Annotated in this window: 17 protein-coding genes; 15 read left to right on the top strand and 2 right to left on the bottom strand. The window is 36.2% G+C overall.

The window, feature by feature from the left end:
- Positions 1-184: 184 nt before the first annotated feature.
- Both BLQ66_RS06790 and BLQ66_RS06785 read right to left on the bottom strand, forming a co-directional pair.
- The gene (locus tag BLQ66_RS06790; RefSeq protein ID WP_074521518.1) at positions 185-700 is read right to left on the bottom strand and encodes a TIR domain-containing protein; all 516 of its coding nucleotides are present in this window, start codon (positions 698-700) and stop codon (positions 185-187) included.
- Positions 701-714: 14 nt separating this feature from the next.
- Positions 715-1,806 (bottom strand): macro domain-containing protein, encoded by a 1,092-nt coding sequence (locus BLQ66_RS06785; RefSeq protein ID WP_074521517.1) that lies wholly within the window; start codon positions 1,804-1,806, stop codon positions 715-717.
- A gap of 141 nt (positions 1,807-1,947) precedes the next feature.
- Here BLQ66_RS06785 and BLQ66_RS06780 point away from each other — a divergent pair, with 141 nt between their 5' ends.
- The 15 genes from BLQ66_RS06780 to cls all read left to right on the top strand — a co-directional run bounded on the left by BLQ66_RS06780 (position 1,948) and on the right by cls (position 17,187).
- Entirely contained in the window at positions 1,948-2,682 is a 735-nt protein-coding gene (locus BLQ66_RS06780) for a DUF4417 domain-containing protein (protein ID WP_074521516.1), read from the top strand.
- Entirely contained in the window at positions 2,675-3,088 is a 414-nt protein-coding gene (locus BLQ66_RS06775; RefSeq protein WP_074521515.1) for a hypothetical protein, read from the top strand. Before BLQ66_RS06780 ends, BLQ66_RS06775 begins: the two co-directional genes overlap by 8 nt.
- Before the next feature lie 13 nt (positions 3,089-3,101).
- Positions 3,102-3,419, top strand: coding sequence for a hypothetical protein (locus BLQ66_RS06770; RefSeq protein WP_074521514.1), 318 nt, complete (start codon positions 3,102-3,104; stop codon positions 3,417-3,419).
- 127 nt (positions 3,420-3,546) lie between these two features.
- Entirely contained in the window at positions 3,547-3,696 is a 150-nt protein-coding gene (locus tag BLQ66_RS12085; protein ID WP_207645139.1) for a hypothetical protein, read from the top strand.
- Positions 3,697-3,810: 114 nt separating this feature from the next.
- Positions 3,811-5,508, top strand: a complete 1,698-nt coding sequence (gene gltX, locus BLQ66_RS06765) for a glutamate--tRNA ligase (protein ID WP_074521513.1) — start codon at positions 3,811-3,813, stop codon at positions 5,506-5,508.
- 558 nt (positions 5,509-6,066) lie between these two features.
- A complete protein-coding gene (gene queD / locus BLQ66_RS06760) occupies positions 6,067-6,474 on the top strand; it encodes a 6-carboxytetrahydropterin synthase QueD (protein WP_074521512.1) in 408 nt (135 codons plus the stop codon).
- 23 nt (positions 6,475-6,497) lie between these two features.
- Complete coding sequence (gene queE / locus BLQ66_RS06755; protein ID WP_074521511.1) at positions 6,498-7,181, top strand: putative 7-carboxy-7-deazaguanine synthase QueE; 684 nt, start codon at positions 6,498-6,500, stop codon at positions 7,179-7,181.
- A gap of 58 nt (positions 7,182-7,239) precedes the next feature.
- Positions 7,240-7,950 (top strand): 7-cyano-7-deazaguanine synthase QueC, encoded by a 711-nt coding sequence (gene queC, locus BLQ66_RS06750; RefSeq protein WP_074521510.1) that lies wholly within the window; start codon positions 7,240-7,242, stop codon positions 7,948-7,950.
- 127 nt (positions 7,951-8,077) lie between these two features.
- The gene (queF, locus tag BLQ66_RS06745; protein WP_027431658.1) at positions 8,078-8,578 is read left to right on the top strand and encodes a preQ(1) synthase; all 501 of its coding nucleotides are present in this window, start codon (positions 8,078-8,080) and stop codon (positions 8,576-8,578) included.
- An 88-nt stretch (positions 8,579-8,666) separates the two neighbouring features.
- The gene (locus tag BLQ66_RS06740) at positions 8,667-9,968 is read left to right on the top strand and encodes a diguanylate cyclase domain-containing protein (RefSeq protein WP_074521509.1); all 1,302 of its coding nucleotides are present in this window, start codon (positions 8,667-8,669) and stop codon (positions 9,966-9,968) included.
- Positions 9,969-9,998: 30 nt separating this feature from the next.
- Positions 9,999-11,147, top strand: a complete 1,149-nt coding sequence (locus tag BLQ66_RS06735) for a pseudouridine-5'-phosphate glycosidase (protein ID WP_074521508.1) — start codon at positions 9,999-10,001, stop codon at positions 11,145-11,147.
- A gap of 119 nt (positions 11,148-11,266) precedes the next feature.
- Complete coding sequence (locus BLQ66_RS06730) at positions 11,267-11,770, top strand: NUDIX hydrolase (RefSeq protein ID WP_027431660.1); 504 nt, start codon at positions 11,267-11,269, stop codon at positions 11,768-11,770.
- A 134-nt stretch (positions 11,771-11,904) separates the two neighbouring features.
- Positions 11,905-13,680, top strand: a complete 1,776-nt coding sequence (locus BLQ66_RS06725) for an ABC transporter ATP-binding protein (RefSeq protein ID WP_180364705.1) — start codon at positions 11,905-11,907, stop codon at positions 13,678-13,680.
- Positions 13,681-13,708: 28 nt separating this feature from the next.
- Positions 13,709-15,508 (top strand): ABC transporter ATP-binding protein, encoded by a 1,800-nt coding sequence (locus BLQ66_RS06720; protein WP_074521571.1) that lies wholly within the window; start codon positions 13,709-13,711, stop codon positions 15,506-15,508.
- A 119-nt stretch (positions 15,509-15,627) separates the two neighbouring features.
- The gene (gene cls / locus BLQ66_RS06715; protein ID WP_074521507.1) at positions 15,628-17,187 is read left to right on the top strand and encodes a cardiolipin synthase; all 1,560 of its coding nucleotides are present in this window, start codon (positions 15,628-15,630) and stop codon (positions 17,185-17,187) included.
- Positions 17,188-17,203 lie beyond the last annotated feature (16 nt).

Here is a 17,203-nt window from a genome sequence, read left to right as displayed (position 1 = left end):
GGCAGTTAAAAGAGAAATTAGCCCCAAATCCATAATTTATTGTCCAAATATTCGATTATTATTTACCATAAACATCCAGGGCAACGATATTATCATCGCCACTGGCAATGCTATAAGGTAAAACAATGTGTTGTATCAATAAAAATACATGATGCCTATACTTTGAAGAATAGATGATGAATTATTAATTCATAATGGCTTTTTTTATATCTTGATAGTTCAAATAGTATTTGCCATCAGTGCCTTTATAATAGGCATTTAAATGTGTTCCAGTGTATCTAAGGCACTCCGGACATTTATCTTTATATACGGATGTATAGTTATAAAGAACCACAACTTTAAGATTATCACGTTTAGCTTTTTCGCATTCGTATTCGATGAAACTGCGTTGGTCTAAGGTACTACCATGGGTGCAGGAGCTAAAATAAGAGCTATAATTATTACAATATCTACAAGCACCTTTCGTAAGCTTATCTGTGTCTTTTCCTACAATTAAGACAAATGTTTTTGAAGCATTTAATCTTTCAGAAAGAGACCGTTTTATGCTACAGGCTAAACTCGTATCTCTTGCTTGTGTTAGTTCGTGAGCATCGACGAAATTCAGTAATAATCTATCGTTGTTATTCCACTTATATAGCTGTGAAATCAAATTCTGATCTCCTGTCCAATCGCCGGCTATATATGTTTTTGTACGATTCATAAGGGACCTCCTTTCTATAAAATAATTTCAGCAAGCTCATCATGAGGAAAAACAATAAATATGAATCCTTGGATGAGTTGGATGTTGCTCAGCAATGTTTCTTTAATGATGTCATAAGACTCTTGATAAGATAAGCCTGCACGTGAAAGTCCGGTGCCTAACAGTGGTAGATATAAGGAATATCCCTGACCATGAGTGTTATGATATTTGATTAACTCCTTTACTGAGTTGCCAATGTCTTCAACAGAACTTTGGGCATTATTGTTCTGGTTGAACTGTGAAATTGCAGTCAGGTAATAAATGCAGTTCTTGGCTTCTATTACAGCAATAGTCCCGATGGGATAACAATGAGGTTTAGTATTATCGGATTTTGATGTAGAAGATGGTGTTATACCATCTAAATCTAGACTTTGCTGGATGCGTTTATCTAAATCCTTTAATCCCGATTGTTCGGCCCTAGTTAGCCATTGGCCATGGATAGAGGTTGCCGATACTATAGGTTTAGGTTCGCCTTCAAACTTCCTTGTGACGTGTGTTTCAAATGAGGTGTTTACAGGAATGACAACTATGTTTTTATCTTTTCCACGATTGTCAAAACCAAATTTGAATAAATCACCCTCAATAACTGTTATGCGATTTTTCCCGCGTTTCCAAATAATAGATGGGCTTTCATCATTTTTGTTGTTTTCAGAAATAGCAGCACGTAATTCTTGAGTTAGTAGTTTGGCTAGCATATCCCTATCCTTGTATATGATATCACGATTGCAGTCTGTTTTATGGGACAGATTAAATAGGGCATCTTGCAAGGCAGGGATTTTTGTTTCTTCGAGAAAATCATCTATATAATCTATAAATTGCAATTCGATTTTTTTATCGATGTCTATTTGGGTTAAAGCATCCCTTAAAGCTTTTGGAACATCTTTTTTCTGATTTAGGAGTTCGCTTACACGTCCCTTGTTAAGCCAAAGGGGCTCTTTGTTTTTATTTTTTATGTTTCCAGCATTGACTAAAGGTGAAATGAAATCATTAAATATATCTTCATCGGATGCATTAGGGTTCTTGCAAAATGGTTTTATTGTTTTAACTAGAGTTGCTAAGCAAGCCATTATTATTTTGTTCTCCTTTCTATCGTAACTTAACGTAACTTTATAGTAACTATGTGGGAACGAGTTATTCTCTCTTCGAACCTAAAATGAAATTAGAGAAACCAAGCGGGTTCTGAATTTTATAATAAGGTGGATGAATAAATGAATAATTATTCTATAAATCGAAGTAATGTATCAAGAAGTGGTTTGCAGGACATTTGGAATGCATTCATGGTAGAGGGAGCAAAATTCTCTGTCAATGATATTCCGATGTGTCCTACAACAACTTCAAAAATTCCGTCAAAACTTATTTCTTTTGATGATGCTAAAGCAATTCATAAAAAAGAAATGCGAAGAGGAAACAAAGACTATAAAGTAGAAGGTTTTGTTCACTTCTTTATTGATGATCAAAAGTTTGACGGAAAGCGTAGTAGCATATGGTTATATCCGGAGAAAACTATAGAAATTCTGAAACATTTTTCTGGAATTATAGCTCCTGATTTTTCAACATATGCTGACTTTCCTGAACCACTTAAAAAGTGGAATTACTACCGCATGTGTGCCTTTGGATATTGGGCAGGTATGCAAGGCATTTCGGTTATTAGTAATTGTCGATGGGGTACAGAAGAAACTTGGTCATATTGTTTCGATGGTAATCCCAGCAACAGTATGCTTGCAATAGGTGTTGTGGCAAGCGGTATTAGGCATCTTGAAAACAGACCATTGTTTGAACAAGGGTTATTCAAAATGGTTGAGCAGCTACATCCGCACACAATCATTGTTTATGGATCTGCTAGCTACGCCTGTTTTGATGAATTAAAAAGACAGGGAATCAAAGTTGTCTCTTATCCAAGCAAAACGAGTTTAGCTTTTGCGGAAAGGAGAGTTAATGAGTAAAACAATTAGCGGAAAATTCTCCGGCACAAAAGGTGAAGGTGCGGCACTTGTTTCTCAATTAGATGCAAGTGGTGTAAAATATAATAAAAAGGACATTGTAGCTATTACTAAGGATCCTGATGGCAACATAGTATGGCTTGAAAAAGGACATCTCGGAAATAAACCATCGGGTTTGGCTCATATTATTGAAGAGCATGCAGCCGACTTTGAAAAACAAAATATCTCGCGAGATGAGATTCGACAGTATATAATGCAAGCCGTAAAGAGTGGAACCATAGTTGGCTATCAAGGACGTGGAAAAGGACGTCCTATTTATGAATTTACTTACGAAGGAAAGACTCGACGAGTAGCAATTTCAATTGGTAGTAATGGCTATATCGTTGGTGCAAATCCTAAATCAAATTAAAAGGAGAAATCACATGAAAAAATTAAAATTATCTCTTGAATATCAATGTTATCCTATTTGGAGTTATGATGAAGATGGTTCTTTGATCGACAATGATTTGCCGGAAGAACTTAGAAACGATGAAGAGCTTGATAATCTGTTGTTAGATATCCAGGAAACTTTCGATGGATTATACATAGATACACCAAGCGAATTTACCTCCAACGATTTTTCTTCAGATGACGAGAAAGAGGCGTTTCAGTCTAAAATAGATAAGGCATTAAATCTATTGATAGATCGATACGGAAGTGAGTATGAAATCGAATCCAAGTATCTAAAAAACTCCCGATAAAGCAATTATTCTTATGAAATTCTCAATTTATTTATAACAGCGAAAGCAGGGGAAAGACCATGTTTTCGCTGTTTTTTATTATACTCCCATTTAGAATGAAAGTATATCAGCAGTTACATCGCCGATATTGTCGTCAGCAACAGGCTCAGGAGTATCACATGTTTCGGGACCGGAGAAAAACAAGAAGAAGGATTATTATGAAGATATAATGGAAAATTATAAAGATATAGAAGAATACTATTCTTCTATTATTAATATTAATGCTGGTGAAAAATAACGTGTTGAAAAAATGCTAAAAAATGTGTAAAATAGATTGGATTGTCTTTTGCAGTTCAATCTATTTTTTAGTTGGATATAAGCGAGAGCTTATAAAATAGTTTAGGAGGATATTATGGATTATCAGAAGTTAGCTAATCTTTTATTTCCTGATGTAGAACATACACCAGAGTATTATGAAGAGAAATTCCCATATAGAAAGTTACCTAACGGTGCTGAAGTTACACGTATGGCTCCATCACCTACAGGATTTATTCATTTAGGTAACCTTTATTCAGCATTAGCTGATGAAAGAATTGCTCATAGAAAGGGTGGAGTTTTTTATCTTCGTATCGAAGATACAGATGAAAAGCGTAAAGTAGACGGTGCCGTTGATATTATTATTAACGTTTTAAGATATTTTGATATTGAATTTGATGAGGGTGCAGGTTTCGATGATTCAGATCCTCGTAATGCTTATGGTCCTTATTTCCAGAGACAGAGAGTAGAGATTTATCATACATTTGCAAAATCATTAGTTGAAAGAGGTTTAGCTTATCCTTGTTTCGCAACTGAGGAAGAACTTGAAGAAATCAGACAGAAGCAGGAAGCTAATAAGGAACTTACAGGTTACTATGGCAAGTACGCTATTAGCCGTGATTTATCATACGAGACAATCGAAGAGAATATTAAGGCAGGCAAGCCTTACGTATTAAGACTTCGTTCACAGGGTAGCCCAGATAAGGAAATCACATTTGTTGATAGTATTAAGGGTGAAATTAAATTACCAGAGAACATTCACGATATCGTTCTTTTAAAGAAGGATGGTATTCCAACATATCATTTTGCTCATGCGATTGATGATCATTTCATGAGAACAACAACAGTTATTAGAGGTGGCGAGTGGTTATCATCAGTTCCTACACATTATGAATTATTCCATGTATTAGGATTTAAGATGCCTAAGTATGCTCATACAGCTCACCTTATGAAGTTTGATGAAACAACTGGTGGTAAGAGAAAGTTATCTAAGAGAAAGGATCCAGAGTTAAGCCTTGATTATTACCGTAAGGATGGTTACCATCCATACACAATGAAGGTATATCTTCTTACACTTCTTAACTCTAACTTCGAGGAATGGCATGATAAGTATCCTGATAAGGATATTAATGAATTCCCATTCACAGTTGAGAAGATGAGTGTTTCTGGTGCTCTTTTTGATAAGGAAAAGCTTCATAACATTTGTAAGAACGAGTTCTCTAAGTTATCAGAGGAAGATGTTTACGAATTCCTTTATAACTGGGCCGAGGAGAATGAACCTGAAAAGGCTAAGATTTGGTTTGCTGATAAGGAAAAGATGCTTTCAATCCTTCGTTTATACATGGGTGTTGGTGCTAAGAGAAGAAGAAAGGATCTTATGTATGCTAGACAGATTCTTAACCTCTTTGATTACTTCTTTGGCATTGATGCAGTAACAGAAGCCTTTATTGAAGGTGGAGAAGTTGATATGAATGGTAAGGAAAAGGATGACTTTAGATTAGACGCTGATGAAATCAGCAAGATCTTAACAGCTTACCTTGCTAAGTATGACCACAACGATGATAACTCTGCTTGGTTTAACAAGCTTAAGGAAATCGCTGATGAATTAGGTTATGCATCAGATATGAAGGCTTATAAGGCTAATCCAGAAAACTTCAAGGGTTCAGTTTCAGATATCGCTGAGGCTGTAAGAATTGCAGTAACTGGTAGAGCTAACACACCTGACCTTTGGACTATCGTTCATATTATGGGTGAGGATGTAATGAGAGAAAAGATTCAGGCTTGTATTAAGTAGGAAAATTGAATAAGAAATATAAAGTGAAAAGGAATATGTCGCTGCGCGACTGTTCTTTTCACAAGGAATGTCAACAAATTAGCTAAAGCGAATTTGTCGACGTTTGTGGAGTGCACATCATTAGAATTGCCGTTGGCAATTAGATGTGCACGTGTAGCAAGGGATCTGCCCACTTTGTGGGCACATCCTTATGTGTGCAAGTAGCTCAGTATTAAATTATGAAGTACTTGCACACATCAAGCTGAAACTAAAGTTTCATCTTGGGCCTTAAGGAATCCACCGCTAACGCGGTCCACCCTTAAGGCGAATTCAAGGAGTGCACATCATTAGAATTGCCGTTGGCAATTAGATGTGCACGTGTAATAAGGAATCCTCCCACTTCGTGGGTCCCTCCTTTTTACAATTGACAGTTCATTTGTACCATCCTGTCGTTAAATAAAACTAGGGCTAAATTCTGAATTTATGCCCCAGAAGTGTTTTACTCTGGGGCTTTATTTATTTTTAGTCTGATGGTACATGATAATTAGTGTTTTAGTAGTGTTATAAGGAGAAATTATTATGTATAGTGTGACAACAAAAGCTGAATTCGATGCGGCACATTTTCTTGCCGGTTACCCAGGTAAATGTAAGAATCTTCACGGTCATAGATGGAGTATTGAAGTAACTTTAAAGGGCGAAGAACTTGACGAGCTTGGTATGTTAGTTGATTTTACTGACATTAAGAGAGACCTAAAGGAGATCTGCGATAATTTTGATCATAGTTTAATAATGAAGAAGGATAGTTTAAAGCCTGCAACTCTTGAAGCTTTAATGGATGAGGGCTTTAAGATTAACATAATGGATTTTATGCCAACTGCTGAAGGTTTTGCAAAGTTTTTCTTTGAGGAGTTAGAAAAGAAGAATTATCCTATCGTAGAAATTAAGGTATATGAGACACCAAAGAACTACGCAACATACACAAAGTAATAGTAGAAAAGGAATTGAATAAAATGGACATTAATTATGAGTTAACATTTCCTTTAGTAGAACATTTTATAAGTATTAATGGCGAGGGTAGAAGAGCAGGTCAGTTAGCACTTTTTATTAGACTTGCAGGATGTAACCTAGATTGTAGCTATTGCGATACTAAGTGGGCTAATAAAGCAGATGTTAAATTTGAGAAAAAGACAATAAGAGAAATTGTTGATATTGTTAAGAATTCTAATTGTAAAAATGTGACATTAACAGGTGGTGAACCTCTTTTAAAGAAGGATGTTGATAAGCTTATTGCAGCTATTTTAGAGTTAGATGACATTAGACTTGAAATTGAAACAAACGGAAGTCAACCAATTAAGAAATATGATGATTGGAAGCGTCGTCCGGTTATGACACTTGATTATAAGCTTGCAAGTTCAGGTTGCGAGGCAGCCATGGATACAGAAAACTTTAACTATCTTCATAAGGAGGATTCAGTAAAGTTTGTTAGTGGCAGCAGAGCTGACCTTGAAAGAACACTTGAAATCATAACAAAATATGATTTAACTTCAAAAGCAAATTGCATTATAAGCCCTGTGTTTGGACAGATTGAACCAGTGGAAATCGTTGATTTTATGAAGGAGCATGAAATGAATGATGTCTTCTTACAGTTACAGATGCACAAAATCATCTGGGACCCAAACAAGCAAGGAGTGTAATGTCGCAGTTAGCGAAGCTAACTACGACAAAATATATTAGAAAAGGAAGGTTAAGATTATGGCAGAGAAAAAAGAAAAAGCATTAGTACTATGTAGTGGTGGAATCGATAGTACAACATGTCTTGGTATGGCAGTGGATAAATATGGTAAGGAAAATGTTGTAGCTCTTTCAATTAGCTACGGACAGAAGCATGACAGAGAAGTAAAGAGCGCTAAAAAGGTCTGTGAATTTTACGGCGTTGAGCTCTACACTCTCGATTTAGCAAAGATTTTTACATATAGTAATTGTTCCCTTTTAAAGGGTTCTGAAGAAGAGATTCCAAAGGAAAGTTATGCAGAGCAGTTAAAGGAAACAGATGGAAAGCCAGTTTCAACTTACGTTCCATTTAGAAATGGTTTATTCCTTTCATCAGCAGCAAGTTTTGCTCTTTCTAAGGAATGTAGCGTAATTTACTATGGTGCCCATGCAGATGATGCAGCAGGTAGTGCTTATCCAGATTGCTCAACTGTATTTAATGATGCTATGAATAAGGCAATTTATGAGGGAAGTGGAAAGCAGTTAAAGATTGTTGCTCCTTTTATTAATTCTCATAAGGCAGATGTAGTAAAGGAAGGCCTTAGACTGGGGGTTCCTTATAAGTACACATGGAGCTGCTATGAAGGTAAGGATAAGCCATGTGGCGTTTGCGGTACATGTATTGATAGAGCGGAAGCCTTTAGACTTAACGGAGTCCCAGATCCAGCCCTAACATACGAGTTTGAAGATTAATTTATAGACTAATTTAAATACTAATCTATAGACACATTTTAAACGTAAATAAGAGATATAATATACAAACTATAATCATGGTAAAGATATCATACAGAAAGGTAGGCTAATTAGCCGGAGGTATAATATGAGTACAACAAGAAAACCAGAAGAGAGAGAAAATGTTACATTATTAGGTCAGGCTGGCGTTAAGTATAAGTCAGACTACGCACCAGAAGTTTTAGAGACATTTGTTAATAAGCATCCAGGAAATGACTATTTTGTAAAGTTCAACTGTCCAGAGTTTACATCACTTTGCCCTATTACAGGACAGCCAGATTTTGCAACAATCTATATTTCCTACGTACCAGGAGAATTAATGGTGGAGAGTAAGTCACTTAAGCTTTACTTATTTAGCTTTAGAAACCATGGCGATTTCCACGAAGATTGCGTAAACATCATTATGAAGGATTTAATTAAGCTTATGGATCCTAAGTATATTGAGGTTTGGGGAAAATTCACTCCAAGAGGAGGAATTTCTATTGATCCTTACTGCAATTACGGTAAGAAAGGTACTAAGTGGGAAGAGGTTGCATTTGACAGATTAACTCACCACGATATGTATCCAGAGAAGGTTGATAATAGATAAGTTTCTTGTGGTTGCCCTCTTTATGTGCTATTATTTAGTTAGATATTTTGGAACAATATAATAGGGGTTAAACAGTAGAGGGTAATTTATGGAAGCTAAAAAAGCTAGTAAAAAGAGTCCTAAAAGTATTCGTAATCAAATGATGAGAGCAGCAACAATTCCAGCAGTTTTTATGCTTGTGATTATTGTGTTTGTTTCTCATGCTATGATGCGTAATGCTATTGATAATAACATTAAGCAGAACCTAATTGATTTTGCGAATACTGCAATTAACATGATGGATAGAGAGAATCCAGGAGACTACACTAAGGTGGGAGAAGAGGAGGTCTCAATTTATAAGGGTGAGACTCTTCTTAATAACAATTACGATTTAATTGATTCCTTGGTTGATGGAACTAACATGGGAATTACATTTTTTTATAATGACCTTAGAGTAATCTCAACTCTTAAATATAGTGACGGAGCGCGTATTGTAAGCATTGCCGCACACAGTAAAGTTAAAAAAGATGTACTAGAAAAAGGCAAATCAAAGTTTTATAATAATGTCACTTTGAATGGAATCAATTATTATGCATATTATAAAGTTCTCTATAATTCAGATGGCTCTATTGCTGGAATGGTAGAGGTGGTTAAGCCTGCTAATCAGGTCAACACCTACATTTTACTAAAACTGATCCCAGTTTATATTGTTGGAATTATCGGAATAATTATGATTGGCTTTATTAGTTATAAGAGCACAGGGAATTTTGTTTCTGTGATATCTAAACTTGAGAAGCAATTTACTAAGGTATCTAAGGGTAAACTAGATGGCAGCCTAGATCCTAGTATTTTGAATAGAAATGATGAATTTGGAAGTATGGCCAAGGCCGTTGTGAAAATGCAGACAGCCCTTAGGGCTATGATTGAACTCGATACTTTAACCCAGATTAATAATAGAAGGCGCGGTGATACAAGGCTTAGAAGCATTATTAACCGAGCTAGAGAAAAGGGAACTGAGTTCAATGTAGCAATTGGGGATATCGACTATTTCAAGAAAGTTAATGATACCTATGGACACGATGCGGGAGATGCAGTCTTAGTGGCTGTTGCCAACATTTTAAAGAAAGGAATGCAGGGCAGAGGCTTTGTTGCCCGTTGGGGTGGCGAAGAATTTCTAATCGTGTTTGATAGGATGGATTATGACTCATCAATTAAGCACCTAAATCGAATTCTTGATAGAATCAGAGCGGAGGTTGTTCGCGTTAATGGTTATGAGATTTCTGTAACTATGTCCTTTGGGATTACTAGAGGTAAGGAAAACGACGAGAACAACTTAGTCATTAAGAGAGCCGACGAGCTCTTGTATACAGCTAAGTCCACAGGAAGAAATCAAGTTGTATCAGGATTTTAGCTAGATTATATATAAGGTGGATATACGGTTATGGAATGTAAACATATAGATATATCAGATGAGATATCTACAGCTATAAAATCAAAAACTCCAATAGTTGCCCTTGAAGTGGCATCGATTTTTCTTAACTTACAATATCCAGAGAATGTTGAATTGGTTAAGTCATTAATTAACGCAATTAAGGAGTATGGCGTAGTTCCAGCTCTTATGTATGTTGCGAATGGAAGAATAAAGGTAGGTTTATCGGATTCTGATATAGATTTTTTAGGTCATAATAGGGAAAATATATCTCGAATCAGTAAGCGAGACTTACCCATTGCACTTGCTGCTAACGAAACTGGCAATATGCTTTTATCTGCAGTTATTTACATAGCTTCAAAGGTAGGCATAAAGGTAGTTTCAGCCTCTTCAATTGCAGGTGTTAATAAGGAATTGCTAGAAGGCTTTGAAAGCTCTTATGATATTGAGTCTTTATCAGCAAGCAATGTGCTACTAGTGTGTTCAGGCATTAGACCTGGTTACAACATCAAGGAAACTATGACAAAGCTTGAGGAAAAGGAAATTTATGTAGCAGGCTTTAAGACTGATTACTTACCAAGCTTTTATTACTCTAATTCAGATGTAAGACTTAGCTATAGACTTGAGACACCTCAGGCTATTGCTGTAAGTTACAATATTAAGAACTCCTTAGAGATTGATTCTTCTTATTTACTTTTAAATCCAGTTTTAAAAAGTCATGAGATAAATGAAGAGGACATTGAAAAGGCCATAACAGAGGCTTTTAATGAGGCAAGACAAAGAGAAATTAAGGGTACAGATTTTAATGACTACATGTTTAGACGAGTAAGGGAGTTAACTAACGGTGCTAGTAAGACTTCCTTTTTACATAACATCAATAGTAACGCTCAGCTTGCAGCTTGGATATCCTTTGCAATGTTTAAAGAAGGCACTCCACATGTGGTTAAGGCAAATGTATCTGATAACATAAAGAAGGTAGCAGACCCTATTCTTACTGCAAACTCTAATAATAATTCCTCTAAGATTATGGATTTTTATTTATGGCTCTTTGCAGTTAAGAGATTTGCTCAGACCTATGATGCTTGCAAGATGATTTTTAATAATCTTTCCCCTGAGCGTCAGGCTAGTTTAAAAGAGGAGTTTGAAAAAACTATAAGTTAAACAATTCATTGAAATAAAGTGTTTTTGTGTGATATAATTTCAAATGTATGTAGTAATATAGCATGTTTTCGAAAGAAGGCATGCTAAACTTATGGAAAAAATTTTGCGAGGAAATGACAATGGAATTATGGGATATCTATAATGTTAATAAAGAAAGAACAGGCAGAACCATGAAGCGTAACGATTGGAACATGCAGCCGGGAGACTATCATCTAACAGTACTTGGCGTAATTAAAAGACCTGATGGTAGATTTTTAATTACAAGAAGAGTACTTACAAAGGCTTGGGCTCCAGGGCATTGGGAAGTTTCCGGTGGTGCTGCTATGGCTGGTGAAGATTCCATCGATGCTGTAAGAAGAGAAATTAAAGAAGAGACAGGCATTGATGTAACTAATGCTAAAGGCGGTTACGTTTTTAGTTATAGAAGAGATAATCCTGAAGAGAAGGATAACTACTTCGTTGATATCTATCGATTTGAGATGGATGTTAAGGACGAGGATGTTAAGTTACAGGAAGAAGAGACACTAGGTTTTAAATTTGCTAGTTTAGATGAGATAAAGGAAATCGCTGATCGCGGCGAATTCTTACATTACGAAAGTATAAAGAAAGTTTTTGAAGATTAGAATTTAAGGACAAGTCATTTATTTTAATGGCCTGTCCTTTTTTGAACGCAGTGCCACTGCGTTCATAGGTAACTAGCGAAGCGGATTTAGAATGTCCGCTTTACCGCAGTGAGAAATATATGGGGGAGGCTTATATGATTAAGTACATAAAAAAATACTGGTGGGCAGCAGTTCTAGCCCCACTATTTATGATTGGGGAGGCCAGTATGGACCTCTTACAGCCAAGACTTATGAGTAAAATTGTAGATGAAGGTGTTCTTGGCCTTTCAAATAACGGTGTTGGTGACCTTGGACTAGTTATTAGACTGGGTCTTATGATGATTTTCTTTGTGTTTATTGGTGGTGTTTGTGGCATTATGTCCGGAATTTTTGCCAATATCGCAGGTCAGAATTTCGGCAATGATGTAAGAAAGGATTTGTTTAGTCGTATAATGAGCTTTTCATTTTCACAGACAGATGAATTCTCCACAGGTTCTCTAATTACAAGGGTTACTAATGATGTAACTCAGGTGCAAAATTTCGTGCAGATGGCCCTTCGAGGTTTTGTTAGAACCTTCATTCTCTTTATTGGCGGCCTTTTTTGCATGCTCAGTCTAAACCTAAGCTTTGGTGCAGTTATAGCAATTTCTCTACCACTAATTTTGATTTGTGTTATTTATTTTATTGCTAAGGCCAATCCTAAGTTCACAATTCTTCAAAAAAAACTAGACAACTTAAATAACGTTATGCAGGAAAATGTAGCAGGCTCTAGAGTTGTAAAGGCTTATGTTAGAGAGGATTACGAAAAGAAGAGATTTGGAAAATCCAACGATGAATTAGTAAATACCCAGCTTGACGTACTCTTACTTCTTTCTTACATGACTCCTATTATGAACGTGATTCTTAACTTTTCAGTGGTTGCCATTATTAAGGTGGGCCAGATTAATGTTATGAATGGCAGCGTCACACCGGGGGAGGTTATGGCGGCCATCACTTACGCATCACAGGTTCTTAATGCAGTTATGCGTATGAACATGATTTTCCAAAATGCATCTCGTGGTATGGCATCTGGAAAGAGAATTTTGGAGGTGCTAAACTGCCTTCCAGAAATTAAGGATGGAGACTTTGAAGGGTTTAAGGGAGACGACGGAAGTGTAAGAGACGAAGAGAGGGATAAGAAGCCTGGTGATATTATTTTTGAAAATGTATCTTTTGCCTATCCTACACAAAAAGAGGATTTAATTATCAAGGACTTTAGTTTACATATAAGGCCGGGAGAAACCATTGGAATCCTTGGGGAGACAGGTTGTGGTAAGTCTAGCTTGGTGAATTTAATTCCTAGATTTTATGATGTAAGTTCAGGAAGGGTGCTAATTGATGGCGTGGATGTTAGAGACTACAAGCTAAAGGCTTTAAGAGATAAGATTGCTATTGCCCTTCAAAAAAGCGAAATCTTTAGTGAGACTATAAGAGAAAATATTTCTTGGGGTAAGAAAGATGCAGACTATGACAAGGTTATGCATGCTGCTAAGATGGCACAGGCTCTTGAGTTTATAGAGAATAAGCCAGAAGGAATTGGCACAGTAGTAACTCAAGGGGGTACAAGTCTTTCTGGTGGCCAGAAGCAAAGACTAGCTATTGCTAGAGCTGTAATTAAGGGGGCTGATATCCTTATATTTGATGATGCTAGCTCAGCTCTTGATTTAAAGACAGAGGCTAATCTATACAAGGCCTTAAAGGAAGAATATCCTAATACTACTAAGATTATTGTGGCTCAAAGAATCGCATCTGTTAAGGATGCAGATAGAATCGTAATTATAGATGAGGGCAAGTTATCAGCTGTGGGAAGTCACGAAGAATTGCTAAAGATAAGCCCAATTTATCAGGATATCTATAATTCACAGTTAGGGGGTGGCCAGATTGCAGAATAATACATCAAACCTTTCAAAACAGGCAGATATGAAAAACTACAATAATATGATGGGCGGCAAGGGCCCTAGAAATAGAGGAGCAGTGGTTGAGAAGGCTCAAAACGCAGGAGTTACCCTAAAAAGACTAGTGAATTACTTTAAAAAAGAGTTAAATACTGTGGCTTTACTTTTACTTGCGGTATTAATCGTTGTAATTGCCAGTGTCTATGCCCCAAAGCTTCAAAGTAATGCTATTGATAGTATTACAGATGGAAACTACAAGGCAGTAGGACCAATCCTTGTTGTTATGCTAATTACCTATGGAATTTATAGCCTCTTTAGTTTTGTACAAACTAGACTTAGCGCCAAGCTTAGCCAAAGGATTGTAAAGAGACTAAGAGAGGATTTGTTTGATTGTATCGTAAACCTACCAATAAAGTACTTAGATGCCCACTCTCACGGTGACATTATGAGTAGAATGACTAATGATGTGGAAAATGTATCTACAACTATTTCCCAGAGTTTATCATCACTATTTTCCGGTATCCTTACAATTATAGGCACAGCCCTTATGATGATCTACTTATGTCCGAAGCTTGCTGCATTTTCCATAATCACAGTAATTCTTACTTTGCTTGCCACTAAGTATTTATCAAAGGCCATGAGAAAGTTTTACATGAAAAGACAGGTCTTACTTGGTAGTCTAAATGGTACTGTTGAAGAGATGATTACAGGCTACAAGACAGTAACGGCCTATAATAGACAGGAAGAGGTTTTAAAGGAATTTGCCAATACATCAAATAATCTTACAAGAGTTGGTATTGTGGCAGAGGTTTTAGGAAGTTCCATGGGACCTATTATGAATGTCATTAATAACATTGGTTTTGTAATTATTGCGGCCTTTGGTGGATATTTTGCCATAAATGGAGTGATTTCCGTTGGCGTAATCTCTGCCTTTATTGTCTATGCTAAGCAGTTTGGTAGACCTATTGATGAGCTTGCTAACATTTACGGCCAGATTCAGACAGCCATTGCTGGTGCTGAGCGTGTATTTGCCATAATGGATGAGCCAAAGGAAGATAAGTCAGGAACTAAGCTTATGGATTCTTCAAAGGGACTTATTAGCTTTAAAAATGTAAACTTTTCTTATGTGCCAGAAAAGCAGGTTTTATATGACTTTAACTTAGAGGTTAAGGCAGGAGAAAAGGTGGCACTAGTTGGTTCTACAGGTAGTGGTAAGACAACTGTGGTAAATCTATTAATGCGTTTTTACGATATAGATAGTGGCGAGATTTTAATTGATGGTGTGAATATAAAGGACATTGACTGTAATAATCTAAGAAAGAATACAGCCATAGTTTTGCAAGATACAGTGCTTTTTGCAGATACTGTTAAGAATAATCTTAAGTACTCTAATTTAGAGGCTACAGATTTAGAGGTGGAAGAGGCTGCAAAACATAGTCATTGTAAGAACATGATAAATCATTTTAAGAATAAATACGACTTTAGATTAGCTAAGGAAGGACAAAATATTTCCCAAGGACAAAGACAGCTCTTAAGTATTGCTAGAGCTTTTCTTGCAAAGCCAAAGATTCTTATATTAGATGAGGCCACTTCTTCTGTAGATACAAGAACAGAGAAGAGAATTCAGGATGCCATGGTTAATCTTATGAAGGATAGAACCAGCCTTATTATTGCTCATAGACTATCAACCATTCAAGATGCTGATAAAATTGTGGTTATGGATCAGGGAAAAATCGTAGAAATAGGCAATCATAAGGAATTACTCAAGGCAAAGGGACGTTATTACGAGCTTTATATGACTCAGTTTGCAGGTCAGGAAATTTAGATTTAATAATATATTAAGATTGTGATTATAGGCAGTTTTTAGAATATGGTATATAATAATATTGATGTAATTTTTTGATGTGATAAGTTATTGAATTTAAATAAAAGGAATACTGAGTAATGATGCGTACAGAAAAGAAAACTTCCGCAAAGAATAGTGCTGGACGTCTGATTATGGCTGCCCTTATGTTTGTTTTACAGATTGTTTGGACAGAGACTTTAGTACTTATGGTATTTAATTATGCGGCAAGTATCAATTTAGTTTTTACAATTATAGCGATTTTTATTGTGCTTAAGATGCATGTAAAGACAAGCAATGCTTCAATGCGTTCCCCTTGGATAATAGTTATGTTAAGCTTGCCTGTTATGGGTGTTCCGCTTTATTTTCTCTATGGAAGATCCGTAATTACTAAGAAAGCAAGAATTAGATTTGAAAGTATGGTAGATGAAATTGACCCCTTCATGGTTCAGGATGAGCCTGTGGCAAAAGAGCTTGAACAAAAGGATAAGGGCATTTCTAATGAATTTAAGTATCTTTATAATCACATGGCTTTCCCAGTTCATAATAAGACAGCCATTGAATATCACGGCTGTTCAGAAGATGGGCTAGAAAGCTTGATATCCACACTAGAGCTTGCAAAGAAGTTCATTTTCATGGAATATCACGCCATTGAAGATGCCACAAGCTTTGGTCGAATTAAGGATGTACTTATAAGAAAAGCTGCAGCAGGAGTAGAGGTTCGTCTCTTTTACGATGACGTTGGCAGTATATTTTTCTTAAATAAGGACTTTATTAAAGAGATGCGAGAAAAGGGCATTGACTGTCGAGTCTTTAATCCAGTTAGCGCAGTCTTTAACATGTTTATGAATAATCGTGACCACAGAAAGATTACCGTAGTTGACGGCCTTTATGCCGTAACTGGTGGCTATAATCTTGCTGATGAGTACTTTAATATAACTCACCCTTACGGGGAATGGTATGACACAGGAATCAAGGTAGTTGGTAAGGCTGTACATAATTACACAATTATTTTCCTATCTATGTGGAATGCTATTAAAAAGACCGATGAAGATATTAGTAAGTATGTGGATATAGACTATTCGCCGGTGGAATATTTGGTAAGAGATAGCAAGGCTTTCGTTTGCCCTTATGCAGATAGTCCCCTTGGGGCTGATAGGGTTGGTGAAAATGTATATCTTAATATCGTTAAGAATGCCAAGGACTATGTCTATATCACTACACCTTATCTTTTAATAACTGATGAGATGAGAAGAGAACTTACACTTGCCGCAAGACGCGGGGTAGATGTAAGAATTGTAACTCCAGGAATACCAGATAAGAAGCTCACCTATTCAATGACACGTTCATATTATCCTGGCCTTGTAAAGCACGGGGTTAGAATTTATGAATATACACCAGGTTTTATGCATGCTAAGCAGTGGGCCTGCGATGATGAGATTTCAGCAGTTAATACAATTAACATGGATTTTAGAAGTCTTTATCATCATTTTGAAAATGGTACTCTTATTTACGATAAAGATACAGCAATAAGTGTTAGAGAAAACTTTGAGGAAATATTTGAAAAATCAGTGGATGTAACGGATAAGTACTCTGACTATAAGCATCAGCACTTAACACTTTGGCAGTGTTTAATTAGATTAATTTCTCCATTGTTCTAAGTTGCGATTGGGAATA

The organism is Lachnospira pectinoschiza, assembly GCF_900103815.1.
Lineage (GTDB): Bacteria > Bacillota > Clostridia > Lachnospirales > Lachnospiraceae > Lachnospira > Lachnospira pectinoschiza_B.
The sequence above is the reverse complement of the archived record's forward strand: the minus strand, read 5'-3'. Positions and strand labels throughout refer to the sequence as shown.

Bases quoted from the DNA above. Each gene is read 5' to 3' on its own strand.
- BLQ66_RS06770 (WP_074521514.1), top strand. From the start codon at position 3,102: ATGAAAAAATTAAAATTATCTCTTGAATATCAATGTTATCCTATTTGG.
- BLQ66_RS06790 (WP_074521518.1), bottom strand. From the start codon at position 700: ATGAATCGTACAAAAACATATATAGCCGGCGATTGGACAGGAGATCAG.
- queC (WP_074521510.1), top strand. From the start codon at position 7,240: ATGGCAGAGAAAAAAGAAAAAGCATTAGTACTATGTAGTGGTGGAATC.
- BLQ66_RS06730 (WP_027431660.1), top strand. From the start codon at position 11,267: ATGGAATTATGGGATATCTATAATGTTAATAAAGAAAGAACAGGCAGA.
- BLQ66_RS06725 (WP_180364705.1), top strand. From the start codon at position 11,905: ATGATTAAGTACATAAAAAAATACTGGTGGGCAGCAGTTCTAGCCCCA.
- queD (WP_074521512.1), top strand. From the start codon at position 6,067: ATGTATAGTGTGACAACAAAAGCTGAATTCGATGCGGCACATTTTCTT.
- BLQ66_RS06720 (WP_074521571.1), top strand. From the start codon at position 13,709: ATGAAAAACTACAATAATATGATGGGCGGCAAGGGCCCTAGAAATAGA.
- BLQ66_RS06740 (WP_074521509.1), top strand. From the start codon at position 8,667: ATGGAAGCTAAAAAAGCTAGTAAAAAGAGTCCTAAAAGTATTCGTAAT.
- BLQ66_RS06775 (WP_074521515.1), top strand. From the start codon at position 2,675: ATGAGTAAAACAATTAGCGGAAAATTCTCCGGCACAAAAGGTGAAGGT.
- BLQ66_RS06785 (WP_074521517.1), bottom strand. From the start codon at position 1,806: ATGGCTTGCTTAGCAACTCTAGTTAAAACAATAAAACCATTTTGCAAG.
- queE (WP_074521511.1), top strand. From the start codon at position 6,498: ATGGACATTAATTATGAGTTAACATTTCCTTTAGTAGAACATTTTATA.
- BLQ66_RS06735 (WP_074521508.1), top strand. From the start codon at position 9,999: ATGGAATGTAAACATATAGATATATCAGATGAGATATCTACAGCTATA.
- queF (WP_027431658.1), top strand. From the start codon at position 8,078: ATGAGTACAACAAGAAAACCAGAAGAGAGAGAAAATGTTACATTATTA.
- BLQ66_RS06780 (WP_074521516.1), top strand. From the start codon at position 1,948: ATGAATAATTATTCTATAAATCGAAGTAATGTATCAAGAAGTGGTTTG.
- cls (WP_074521507.1), top strand. From the start codon at position 15,628: ATGATGCGTACAGAAAAGAAAACTTCCGCAAAGAATAGTGCTGGACGT.
- gltX (WP_074521513.1), top strand. From the start codon at position 3,811: ATGGATTATCAGAAGTTAGCTAATCTTTTATTTCCTGATGTAGAACAT.